The sequence below is a fragment of the Anaerorhabdus sp. genome (assembly GCF_036657415.1).
Lineage (GTDB): Bacteria > Bacillota_I > Bacilli_A > Erysipelotrichales > Erysipelotrichaceae > Anaerorhabdus.
In genome coordinates this window covers 17,579-28,109 of sequence record NZ_JAVXGL010000023.1, presented here as the reverse complement: position 1 = coordinate 28,109, position 10,531 = coordinate 17,579, and the positions used below count along the sequence as shown (strand labels likewise).

The 10,531-nt window shown below is 33.3% G+C and carries 12 protein-coding genes, 1 other RNA gene and 1 pseudogene; 10 read left to right on the top strand and 4 right to left on the bottom strand.

Features of this window, described 5'->3' with window-relative positions; translation table 11 throughout:
• A pseudogene (locus RSB60_RS05070) lies at positions 1-392 on the top strand (class I SAM-dependent DNA methyltransferase); the annotation flags it as partial.
• On the top strand, positions 386-1,078 hold the full coding sequence (locus tag RSB60_RS05065; protein ID WP_332490901.1) for a 5'-methylthioadenosine/adenosylhomocysteine nucleosidase: 693 nt from the start codon (positions 386-388) through the stop codon (positions 1,076-1,078). The pseudogene RSB60_RS05070 and the gene RSB60_RS05065, both read left to right, overlap by 7 nt.
• A gap of 58 nt (positions 1,079-1,136) precedes the next feature.
• Here RSB60_RS05065 and RSB60_RS05060 read toward each other — a convergent pair whose 3' ends face one another.
• Positions 1,137-1,679 carry a hypothetical protein gene (locus tag RSB60_RS05060; protein ID WP_323382701.1) on the bottom strand — a complete coding sequence of 181 codons (543 nt, stop codon included), beginning with the start codon at positions 1,677-1,679 and terminating at the stop codon, positions 1,137-1,139.
• A 94-nt stretch (positions 1,680-1,773) separates the two neighbouring features.
• Between RSB60_RS05060 and RSB60_RS05055 the strand changes: the two genes are divergently transcribed.
• The 3 genes from RSB60_RS05055 to RSB60_RS05045 are packed head-to-tail and all read left to right on the top strand — an operon-like array spanning position 1,774 to position 3,249.
• Positions 1,774-2,322, top strand: a complete 549-nt coding sequence (locus RSB60_RS05055; RefSeq protein WP_332614923.1) for a DnaD domain-containing protein — start codon at positions 1,774-1,776, stop codon at positions 2,320-2,322.
• Positions 2,309-2,950 carry an endonuclease III gene (gene nth / locus RSB60_RS05050; RefSeq protein ID WP_332614921.1) on the top strand — a complete coding sequence of 214 codons (642 nt, stop codon included), beginning with the start codon at positions 2,309-2,311 and terminating at the stop codon, positions 2,948-2,950. The genes RSB60_RS05055 and nth overlap by 14 nt, the downstream gene beginning before the upstream one ends.
• Positions 2,951-2,952: 2 nt before the next feature.
• Entirely contained in the window at positions 2,953-3,249 is a 297-nt protein-coding gene (locus tag RSB60_RS05045) for a type II secretion system protein (RefSeq protein WP_332614919.1), read from the top strand.
• Between the two features lie 53 nt (positions 3,250-3,302).
• Here RSB60_RS05045 and RSB60_RS05040 read toward each other — a convergent pair whose 3' ends face one another.
• Together RSB60_RS05040 and recU are read right to left on the bottom strand one after the other, a co-directional pair.
• The gene (locus RSB60_RS05040) at positions 3,303-6,248 is read right to left on the bottom strand and encodes a transglycosylase domain-containing protein (RefSeq protein ID WP_332614917.1); all 2,946 of its coding nucleotides are present in this window, start codon (positions 6,246-6,248) and stop codon (positions 3,303-3,305) included.
• Entirely contained in the window at positions 6,245-6,823 is a 579-nt protein-coding gene (recU, locus tag RSB60_RS05035) for a Holliday junction resolvase RecU (protein ID WP_332614915.1), read from the bottom strand. The genes RSB60_RS05040 and recU overlap by 4 nt, the downstream gene beginning before the upstream one ends.
• 101 nt (positions 6,824-6,924) lie before the next feature.
• On the opposite strand from recU, the gene RSB60_RS05030 reads away from it, so the two are divergent.
• The 5 genes from RSB60_RS05030 to RSB60_RS05010 all read left to right on the top strand — a co-directional run bounded on the left by RSB60_RS05030 (position 6,925) and on the right by RSB60_RS05010 (position 9,727).
• Positions 6,925-7,242, top strand: a complete 318-nt coding sequence (locus RSB60_RS05030; protein WP_323382695.1) for a DivIVA domain-containing protein — start codon at positions 6,925-6,927, stop codon at positions 7,240-7,242.
• A gap of 6 nt (positions 7,243-7,248) precedes the next feature.
• Positions 7,249-7,593, top strand: an RNA gene (gene rnpB / locus RSB60_RS05025) — RNase P RNA component class B.
• 105 nt (positions 7,594-7,698) lie between these two features.
• Positions 7,699-8,292, top strand: coding sequence for a CDP-diacylglycerol--glycerol-3-phosphate 3-phosphatidyltransferase (pgsA, locus tag RSB60_RS05020; RefSeq protein WP_323382694.1), 594 nt, complete (start codon positions 7,699-7,701; stop codon positions 8,290-8,292).
• A gap of 44 nt (positions 8,293-8,336) precedes the next feature.
• On the top strand, positions 8,337-9,374 hold the full coding sequence (recA, locus tag RSB60_RS05015; RefSeq protein ID WP_323382693.1) for a recombinase RecA: 1,038 nt from the start codon (positions 8,337-8,339) through the stop codon (positions 9,372-9,374).
• A gap of 47 nt (positions 9,375-9,421) precedes the next feature.
• Positions 9,422-9,727, top strand: coding sequence for a nucleoside triphosphate pyrophosphohydrolase (locus RSB60_RS05010; protein ID WP_323382692.1), 306 nt, complete (start codon positions 9,422-9,424; stop codon positions 9,725-9,727).
• 27 nt (positions 9,728-9,754) lie between these two features.
• On the opposite strand, the gene RSB60_RS05005 is transcribed toward RSB60_RS05010, so the two are convergent.
• Positions 9,755-10,498, bottom strand: coding sequence for an AlkZ-related protein (locus RSB60_RS05005; protein ID WP_332614912.1), 744 nt, complete (start codon positions 10,496-10,498; stop codon positions 9,755-9,757).
• Between the last annotated feature and the right edge of the window lie 33 nt (positions 10,499-10,531).

The following is a 10,531-nucleotide window of genomic DNA, read 5'->3' as shown; positions in this document are numbered from 1 at the left end:
GTATTAATTATTTATCATCAATGGATGAAGTGCGTTCTATGTTTGAAAGTGTGAAATCATGTTTAAAGGATGATGGTGTATTTTTATTTGATATGCATTCAATTGATCGTCTTGATGAATTTAAAGAATTATATATTGAAGAGGGAATGCTTGAAGTTCCTTATCAATGGACAATTCAAAGCGATGAGAATAAGATTTATCAACATTTCTCATTTTATGAAGAAGATAAAATATTACAAGAACAACATATACAGACAGTATTTACACTTGAAGAAATATTACCAGAATTAGAAAATTTAGGATTTGATTGTAAAGTTATTACTGATTTTGAACATGATGGAGTATGTGAAGGCGAAAAGTATTTCATTGTCGCAAGGAGGAAAGTATGTTAGCGTTTATCGGAGCTATGTCATTGGAAGTTGAAGAAATTTTAAAACGAATGACGGATATTGAAAAAAAGGTTATTAGTAATGTTGATTTTTATGAAGGAAAATTAGCAGGAATTGAATGTGTGGTTATGAAAAGTGGGGTTGCGAAAGTTGCTGCCGCGATTAGTACAACAATTTTATTTGAACATTTTGATATAGATGGTGTAATCAATATTGGTACAGCAGGCGGATTAGATCCAAGACAAGAAGTCTTAGATGTTGTTATTTCGGAAAGAGTAGTACACCATGATATTGATGTACCAGATAATGATTGGCCTAAAGGATTTGATCAAGATAAAACTTGTTATCAAGCTGATAAAGCAATGCTAGAAGTACTTAAAGAAATTACCAAAGATTCAAAAGAGCGTGTTTGGTTTGGTAATATCGCAACAGGTGATTGTTTTATTTATCGTGAAGATCAAATTCAACGTATTCAAACTGATTATCCAGGAGCTTTATGTGCTGAAATGGAAGGTGCAGCAATTGCACAAGTATGCAGACAGTATAATTGTCCATTTGTAATTATTCGTTCATTATCAGATATCACACATAAAGAAAACAATGAAATGACATTTGAAGAGTATGCTATTAAGGCATCCGCAAGAAGTGCACTTTGGTGTGAAAGGTTCATTATAAATTATTCAAAATAAAGAAAGCTTATGCTTTCTTTTTGTTTGCGAATAAATAAAAAAAGAAGCATAAGCTTCTTTATGGCATTAATACTACTTCATCTTTTTCTTCGAATAGTCCTGACCAAATTTTATTGTCAACCATCCATTGTTTTAGTTCACGTGTACTCATTGGATTTTCACTATCCCATTGCAAATAATTTTCAACTTTTAGTTCGCCACTATTATTTGAAATTGCTACAAAAGCAGGATAAGTATTAAATCCCCAATCATCTTTAAGTTGATTGATTGTTAAGTTATTTTCTAGTTCACTTACATCTACATATTCAATAATATCAAATAAATTACTACCTTGTTCAGCGTCTAATGATTTCATAACAGTATCTTGCACGTAATTACAATCATCACTATCAAATCTACAGAAGAATAAATAGTGTGTCGATGAGTCTCCACTAGTTGTTAAATAATCAGATAATGTTCCATAAGGGATAATCATTATTGGAGTTGCTCTTAAAACTGCGGTTGTATCTGCTTCACTAGGTTTAAAGAAACAATAGAATGCTAGAAACATACTTACGACGAAACATAGGGACATAAATGAAATTAATATCTTCTTTATCATGTCTTTAATCACCTCGGTTTTAATACTATATCATTTTTTTTTAAAGAGTGCAATTTTGAGGTAAAATCGTTATAATAATAAAAGAGGTAAATGCATGAAATGGTATAAACAAAACTACGTAAATCACCGTGATTGGGTGCTTGATAACTTGGAATTGCTTGGATTATCGATGCAAGAAGCATTAATTGTATTGTTAATTGACTTTTTTAATATAAATCAATTGCCGATTACAATTGATATTTTAGCTAAGAAAACTGGTTGTGATCAAGATGAAATCGATAAAGTATTAAGTATTTTAGTTGCAAAAAAATATTTAGAAATTCGTGCAACGAATAAAAAAGTTTCTTTTATATTAGATGGTTTATTTGATACTGAGGTTTCAAGAACACAAAGTGCCTTGAATTCTTCATTATTTGAATTGTTTGAGGAAGAATTTGGTAGACCGTTAAGTAATTCCGAAATGATGAAATTAAGTGATCTAGTTAAAACAATGGATTCTAAGTTAATTGTATACGCATTGAAAGAAGCATCAATGTATCAAAAAGTTAATTTTAACTATATTACAAAAATTCTTCAAACATGGAATGAAAAAGGAGTCACCGTAAAAATGATAGAAGAGGGGAAAAAAGTTGAAAGCGAATGAAATTTTAGATATTTTGGAAGAAATGTATCCAAATGCTGAATGCGAGTTAATTCATAAGAATGCATTTGAACTTGCGGTTGCAGTTGTTTTATCGGCACAAACAACCGATGTCTCTGTAAATAAAGTAACCCCTAAATTATTTAAGAAGTATTCAACTCCTAAAAAACTTGCAGAGGCAAATATAGAAGATATTGAAGAGTGTATTAAAACAATAGGATTATATCGCAATAAAGCGAAAAGCATTCAAGGTCTTGCGAAAGGATTAATCACAGAGTTTAATGGTGAGATGCCACAAACGATGGATGAACTAATTACACTTCCTGGGGTAGGTCGTAAGAGTGCAAATGTAATCATGTCAGTTTGTTTTGGCTTACCGGCAATTGCAGTAGATACGCATGTAGAACGAATTTCAAAGCGATTAAATCTCGCCAAGAAGAATGATACAGTTTTAGAAGTTGAAAAGAAGTTAATGAAGAAAATTGATAAAGATAGGTGGAATCGAGCTCATCATTTATTTATCTTCTTTGGCCGATATTTTTGCACTGCTAGAAATCCACAATGTGATCAATGTCCATTTGTCCAAATTTGTACAGACAAGAAAGCGAAGGCTGCGAAAGGAATTGAGTAGACATGAAAAAAGGATTTACCTTAGTTGAAATTGTTGTCGTAATTGCCATCTTAGCTGTCATGGTACTACTTATTTCTCCAGAAGTTATGAAGTTAATTACTTCAAGTGAAGGACAAGTTTGTAGTGATCATAGGAAGGCTCTTACCAGTGAGTATTTCGCACTAAGACCCTACACAAGCGGGAATGTTGCCACGACAGTTTTAAATAATGCTGAGGGAAGTATTTGCCCTGATGGTGCTACTGTTTATTTTGATACTTCATTACAAGTATTCGTATGTGAAAAACATGGTAGTAATTAAATAAGTAGATAATAGAAAAGAAATCAATTCAATAGAACTGATTTCTTTTTTTGTTAGATATTAAATAAATTTCTTGAAGATTGTAAAGCGTTATTTTGAGGACTAGGAATGAATAATGTAATTTCATTACCTGAAGCATCAGTACATTTCTTGGTTGCATCGTTCCATGTACCAGACTTAGCTTCACAAGCTGCTTGTTGAGATTTTTCATTACATGTATTGTTATACCAATGTTTACCAGCAAGGGTACATCCAGCTTCAGTACTTGTATCTGGTGTAGCGGTAGGTTCAGGATTAGCGTTACATGTATTTGTAGACCACCAATATTTGCCTAATTCTTTACATCCAGCCTGTGTTGTTTCATCAGGTCCATTATCTAGACAAGTATTAGTTGTAGACCACCAGAATTTACCAGCAGCAGTACATCCTTCTTTTGTAGTTATATCAATTGGAATATTGATCTTAACTTCCTGACATATTTCATTACTTGGTGTTCCTAACCAATCATATGCGTAGAATCCACATACTTGAAGTGTATGGTCACCACCACTTAATTGTAATTTTTCAGCATGAGTTTCAGTTTCACTAGTTATTTCTTTAATTACGTTTCCACCTTCGCTAATTCTTGCTTTATAACGAATAGGTCCAAAAATCCAAGTATAATCAAAGATTCTCTTGCCCCAAGCTTCAACGTGAACACTACCAGTACTTAGACTTAAATCCATTGTATCTGAAGCAACTTGAAGTTGTTCAGGATTTGGATAAGCACCCCAAGATAGATTTACTGTTCCATCAGCAGCACCACTGGCATTGAATGCATTAATTTGTTCAACGTTTGCAGATTCAGGAGCAACTAGTGTTGCGAATTCTTTCTTAATTAATCCACTTGTAATGAAAGCTGGATCCATATCAGCAATTACTGAAGCGTATGGCCATGTTCCCAAAATGTGGTCAATTCTAACTAAACCTTCTGGTTGAGGAATTGGTCCTGGTTTTGTAGCATCACTTGTAATATCCATTAATGCTTTACTAATTTTACCAGGGATATTCATTTTACTTTTCGTACCTGAGAAGTAAGTATCTTTATCTTTAACACCTTTTTCATAACCAACCCATACAACGTTGGTCACTTGTGAGGTTTCTGTTACCATCCATTTATCTTTGGCAGCTCCCTTAGGAATGTTGAAGACTAATCCTTCAGAACCCCAGTCGGTAGTTCCTGTCTTACCATAAATAGGATAATCTTTTCCTCTAGATACAATTTGCATATAGTTTCCATAATTTTGACTTGCAGCAGCTTGCATTAATGTTGCAGTTTGATAAGCGGCTTCAGCGCTAATTACTTGTGTTCCAGTGTAAACAGGTTCTAATGGTTCACGACCATCAGCAAATTCAATTCGTTGAACAGTATGTGGTTTGTAGTAATTTCCACCATTCATCATAGCAGCTTGTGCTGCAGCTAATTCGAAGACACTACATTCGAAGCTTGATCCACCGATACCATAACCGACATCGAAGTTATCAGTTGTTACTTTTGAGAAACCGAGATTTTGTAAGTATTCAACTACTTTTTCTCTGCCAATTGCTTCAATTACATCTTGTAGAGCTTGTAAAGCAGGTGTATTTAATGAATTACCAACTGCATATTCAAGTGTAACTTGTCCACGATATATGCCGTCAAAGTTCTTAATAACTTTATTGGTTCCACGATAAGCGATAGGTCTATCGGTTACAACATGACTTGTTGACCAACCAAGATACTCAAATGCAGGAGCATAATCTAAGAATGGTTTTACAGCTGATCCTGGTTGTTTATATTGATCGGTTGCATGGTTAAGCAATAAGCTACCACCACGACCATAGTTACGTCCACCACCAACGGCAATGACTTGACCATTTTGATTATTTAAAGAAACCATACCAATTTCCATTAATTCATCTGGGAATTCAATTCCTTCATAAGAGTCAGATTGAATTTGATCCATAACTGCTTGAACGCTCTTGTCCATATAAGTATAGATTTTCATTGGTGTTGAAGTAGGATCAAGTCCAGTAAGTTCTTGTACTTCACGAACTACCGTATCAATATAAGATTGATATGCATACTCTGAAGTTGCATCATCTGTAGTACGCTTTGCATTTGGATCAACAAGTAAATCTTCTACTTTAATTGATTTAGCAAGAGCTGCTTCTGATTCAGTTAAGTAACCATGACGAAGCATCATATTGATAACAGTATTTCTACGGTTAGTAGCATAATCTAAATATTTAAATGGATTGAATAAGTTAGGAGCATTTACGATTCCTGCAAGCATAGCAGATTCAGCAGTATTAAGTTCACTAACATCTTTGTTGAAGTAGTAATTAGCTGCTTTTTGAACTCCACGAATATTACCTGTTCCACCAAAGTTCAATTTATTTAAATACATTTCAATAATTGATTTTTTATTTGTATTTCTTTCAAGTTCCAAGGATAATGCAATTTCCTGTACTTTACGTTCAATCTTTTTCGGTGCACCAATTCCACTTTCATCATCCATGAAGTATGTTGATTTGGTTAGCTGCATTGATAATGTTGAACCACCTTGAGAGAAACTCATTGAAGCTAAGTTTTCAAGCATTGCTTTTGCAAAACGAGGGATATCAAATCCACTATGTCCAAAGAAACGAGAGTCTTCAATTGCTACAAAGGCATCAACTAAAGATGTTGGCAATTGATCATAGGTAACGTTTGAACGGATTTGTTTACCAACGTCAGCGATTAATTCTCCATTTTGGTCATAAATTTGAGATGACTCTTTACTGTCATAAAGATTAATATCAAATTTTGGTGAGGATGATACCATATTGATTAATACGAATAGTCCTATACAACCAACAATAATCTCACAAGCAACAATAATAGAAATTACAAGTGCAACAACATTACGTTTATTGACTTTGCGATTTGTCTTTTTTGTTTTTGATGAGGGTGTTGAAGCATTTTTCTTCTGTTTCATTTTTGTCCTCCTAAATAAAATTGATCGATAATTTTAAGATAATCAATTCTAGGGCATAAACCCATTGGTATTAGTATTCCTTCTTCTTGAAACCAAGAATAAGGTAAAGAGCGTTTTTCACCGTAATAGTTGCAAATAAGTTTAGATGCATCAACATAATACGTTTCATTCATTTTTGAGAAACGTATAATAATAAAAGCAATCGCACCATGTTTTATTACACTTTCTAAATGTCGAATTTGATGAGGGTGAATACTTGCGAAAGGGAAAGATGTTTTACTTGAGCATTCTTTTGCTTCAAAATCAATAGCTTTTCCTTTATATACACCGTTGTAATCTGTTGTACTAGGTACTTTAAAATAGGCTTCAGTTATTTTAGCTGCGCTACGTTTAGGGTAGTCAACAGTTACGATTTGTACTGGTGTTGGTTTTTTGTGAATATTAGCAATTCCTAGTTCTAAATAGTATTCATTAGTAAGATTTAAATCATTCTCTAAAGTCATTCCGCGATTTGTCGCTGAAAGAGTACGATCAATATTTGATTTAATTTTCTTACCATTAGGGTATTGTATCATAGTATCACCATGTATTATTATACATTTTGAAGTCAAAAATTGGAAGATATATTGATTTATGGTCTTTGGTTTGTCATAATAAAGCATATGGAGGTAGTTTTATGGCAAATAAACTAAATCTAGATATTCAAACAATCCTAGATAAGCAGTTTAATGTTGATTTTAAAGGATACAGTGCAACTGAAGTAGATTCCTTTTTGGATTTAGTTCTAGAAGATTATGAAGTTTTTCAAGATTTGGCAAGAACTTTACATGAACGAGCTACAGAACTAGAACAAGTAAATGCAACATTACGTGCTCAAATCATCGAACTTGAAGGTAAAGCAAGAGTTTTAGATGAAGGTGGACAAAGTGTATCTCAGCTTGATATATTAAAACGTCTTTCACGTTTAGAACAAGTTGTTTACAATAAGGAATAAAATTTAACGCTCGGGCAATCGCTGGTATTTTAGATATTAGAGGAAAGTCCATGCTCGCACAGTCTGTGATGACTGTAGTGTTTGTGCTAGTTTAATGAATAAGGCTAGGTAGGTGAAGAACCTAACGGCTGAGCAATAACCTAAGGGAAACTATGGTTAAAGCCTTTAAAAGTGTCACAGTGACGAAGTCTACTGGGAAACCAGTAGAGTGGAACGAGATAAACCCCACAAGCGAGAAACCCAAATTTGGTAGGGGAATCTTTCAAATCTAATTAAGAAGAGATGAAAGGATACTGCAAAGTATAGATAAATGGTTGCCACCCGCAAGGGGACAGAACATGGCTTACAGAGTGTGAAAATTTAAGAGACTGAAAAGTCTCTTTTTCTTCGCTTTTGTTTTACAATTTGTTGTAAACTTGATATAATTTCAAGCAGAGGATAAAAGGAGAAGAGAATATGAATTTACCTAATCGATTAACGATTATACGTATTTTATTTATACCTATTATTGTGCTAGTTTGGATATTTCCGTATGCACAGTTTAATATACAAATTCCAGTGTTCTATGTAGGGTTTGTATCAATATCACTTGTGAATATAATTTGTTTAGTGATGTTTGCATTGGCTAGTTTTACAGATTTTCTAGATGGTGCTATTGCAAGAAAGAAAAATTTAATTACAACTTTTGGTAAGTTTGCCGATCCAATTGCAGATAAGTTGCTTGTGACAACAATGTTTATACTTTTTGCATCACAAGGTATTATTCCAGTAGTTCCAGTACTTATCATGGTATTTAGAGATACAATTGTGGATGGTTGTCGTATGATTGCCTCACAAAATGGTGTAGTCGTTGCAGCTGGTTATTTAGGAAAAGTGAAGACAGTATTACAAATGGTGAGTGTGGTCCTCATTCTTTTAAATAATTTGCCTTTTGAAATTTATCGTTTACCAGTTTCTGATTTTGTGTTGTGGTTTGCAGCATTTGTTTCACTTGCAAGCGGAGTATCGTATTTTAATCAAATGAAAGAATATATTTTCGAAAGTAAATAGGAATTAAATAGTTTTTGACTATAAATAAATAGAGGAGTTTAAAAATGGCTGAAAAAGGAATTAATAAAGATGCATTATTACAAGATGCACTAAAACAAATTGAAAAACAATATGGTAAAGGAAGTATTATGAAATTAGGCGATCGTGCAAACGTTGATGTTGATGCGATTGGTAGTGGATCAATAGCCCTTGACTATGCCTTGGGAATCGGTGGATATCCAAAGGGAAGAATCGTTGAAGTTTATGGACCTGAATCTTCAGGTAAAACAACAATTGCATTACATGCGATTGCAGAATGTCAAAAAGCAGGTGGAAGAGCAGCATTTATCGATGCTGAAAATGCAATTGATCCAATGTATACAAAAGCATTAGGTGTTAACATTGAAGAATTAATTTTATCGCAACCTGATTCTGGTGAACAAGCATTGGAAATTACAGAAGTATTAATTAAATCAGGTGCAATTGATTTAATCGTAATTGACTCAGTTGCGGCACTTGTACCACAAGCGGAATTAGATGGCGAAATGAGCGATGCAAACGTAGGGTTACAAGCTCGTTTAATGTCAAAAGCAATGCGTAAACTTGCCGGTGTAATGAATCGTTCAAGTTGTACAGCAATCTTTATTAACCAATTGCGTGAAAAAGTAGGGATTATGTTTGGAAATCCTGAAACTACACCTGGAGGTCGTGCCCTTAAGTTCTATTCATCAATTCGTTTAGATGTTAGACGTGGTGAAGCAATCAAAAATGGTACAGATGTAATTGGGAATAAAGTAAATATTAAAGTAGTAAAAAATAAAGTAGCACCTCCATTCAAGGTAGCTACAGTTGAAATGATGTATGGTGAAGGTATATCACGTCAAGCTGAATTAATTCAAATGTCTGCGGATTTTGATATCATTCAAAAAGCAGGTGCTTGGTTCAGTTATAAAGGTGAAAAGATTGGTCAAGGAAAAGAAGCAGTACGTGCATTCTTTATCGCTAATCCAGATATTGAAAAAGAAGTTATGGTTGCATTAAAAGAAAAATTATTTGCGACAGGAAGCAATGCCCCTGAAGCTACTGTAGCAGAAGAAGAATAAAATTAAGGTGGAGCAAATGCTTCCACCTTTTCTATGAAAGGAAATATATGGAATACAATAAATTAGTTCGTGATAAAATACCGGAAATTATTATGAATCAACAAGAAGTACCAGTAACTTGTGTTTTGAATGATGAAGAATTTAATTGTGAATTAAAGAAAAAGTTAGTTGAAGAAGTTAATGAATATCTTGAAAGTGAAGAAGTAGAAGAACTTACAGACATTATGGAAGTACTATATGCTCTTGCGAAAACTAAAGGGTATTCTGAAACGGAACTAGAGAATTTGCGAATTAAGAAATGTAATGAACGCGGTAAATTTGACGAAAAAATATTTTTGATTAAAAAGAAATAGAAATGCTTTAATTAATAAGCATTTCTATTATTTTGTCATCTTCTCAAATTGATTTTCATTCATGAAGGGTTTAAAACGATTCCATAAAATTTCTTTACTGCTGGATTTTGTATGAAGACCTTCGATACCCTTTTTCCACACCTCACTTGTACAATATAAATACTCAAACCAGTTAGGGTTAATTTCTCTTCCTCCTATAGCTGTGATTAAACACTTCTCCAATAGAGAATCAAAGGCTTTATCAAACTCTTTTTTCTCAATAGATAAAGCATTTTTCAATTCAGTTTTATCAACAGATTCTTTGTTTTTCATAAAGTCTAAAATTATTATTTCAGATTCAGTAAGAGGTTGGTGTTGGAGAATACGTCTTAAATGCAAGTATGTATCAACCGATAAATAGGTTGATTTTTTCTTATATAGCTTACAATAAAATACTTTCTTATGCTGGATTAAGGCGATTATGTCAGGCATTGTATAACCTAAGCTGGATAATGAAGGGATATCTTTATCTTCATTACATAATAAAATACCAGTTTTATTAATTATTTCCTCAAGTTCATCAATTTTCACACTGTTAGCTGCTGGGAAACGTTCAGGATGTACTACTCTGCTCATTAAAATAGCACCACAATCTTTACAAATAATATGCTCGATACTTGAACCACGGTTTGGATATTGGTAAGCATAAACATCTGGATAAACTTGCCCATTTCCAAGTTGGTAGGCAATACCTAGATGAGCACTGCCACAAAATGTACATTTCTCAATCATCTTCTTATCTCCTTTTCTATAGTATAAATGAAA

Excerpts from the sequence above, each read along its gene's own strand:
- RSB60_RS05065 (WP_332490901.1), top strand. The coding sequence starts at position 386 with ATGTTAGCGTTTATCGGAGCTATGTCATTGGAAGTTGAAGAAATTTTA.
- recU (WP_332614915.1), bottom strand. The coding sequence starts at position 6,823 with ATGATACAATACCCTAATGGTAAGAAAATTAAATCAAATATTGATCGT.
- recA (WP_323382693.1), top strand. The coding sequence starts at position 8,337 with ATGGCTGAAAAAGGAATTAATAAAGATGCATTATTACAAGATGCACTA.
- RSB60_RS05060 (WP_323382701.1), bottom strand. The coding sequence starts at position 1,679 with ATGATAAAGAAGATATTAATTTCATTTATGTCCCTATGTTTCGTCGTA.
- pgsA (WP_323382694.1), top strand. The coding sequence starts at position 7,699 with ATGAATTTACCTAATCGATTAACGATTATACGTATTTTATTTATACCT.
- RSB60_RS05045 (WP_332614919.1), top strand. The coding sequence starts at position 2,953 with ATGAAAAAAGGATTTACCTTAGTTGAAATTGTTGTCGTAATTGCCATC.
- RSB60_RS05010 (WP_323382692.1), top strand. The coding sequence starts at position 9,422 with ATGGAATACAATAAATTAGTTCGTGATAAAATACCGGAAATTATTATG.
- RSB60_RS05055 (WP_332614923.1), top strand. The coding sequence starts at position 1,774 with ATGAAATGGTATAAACAAAACTACGTAAATCACCGTGATTGGGTGCTT.
- RSB60_RS05030 (WP_323382695.1), top strand. The coding sequence starts at position 6,925 with ATGGCAAATAAACTAAATCTAGATATTCAAACAATCCTAGATAAGCAG.
- RSB60_RS05040 (WP_332614917.1), bottom strand. The coding sequence starts at position 6,248 with ATGAAACAGAAGAAAAATGCTTCAACACCCTCATCAAAAACAAAAAAG.
- RSB60_RS05005 (WP_332614912.1), bottom strand. The coding sequence starts at position 10,498 with ATGATTGAGAAATGTACATTTTGTGGCAGTGCTCATCTAGGTATTGCC.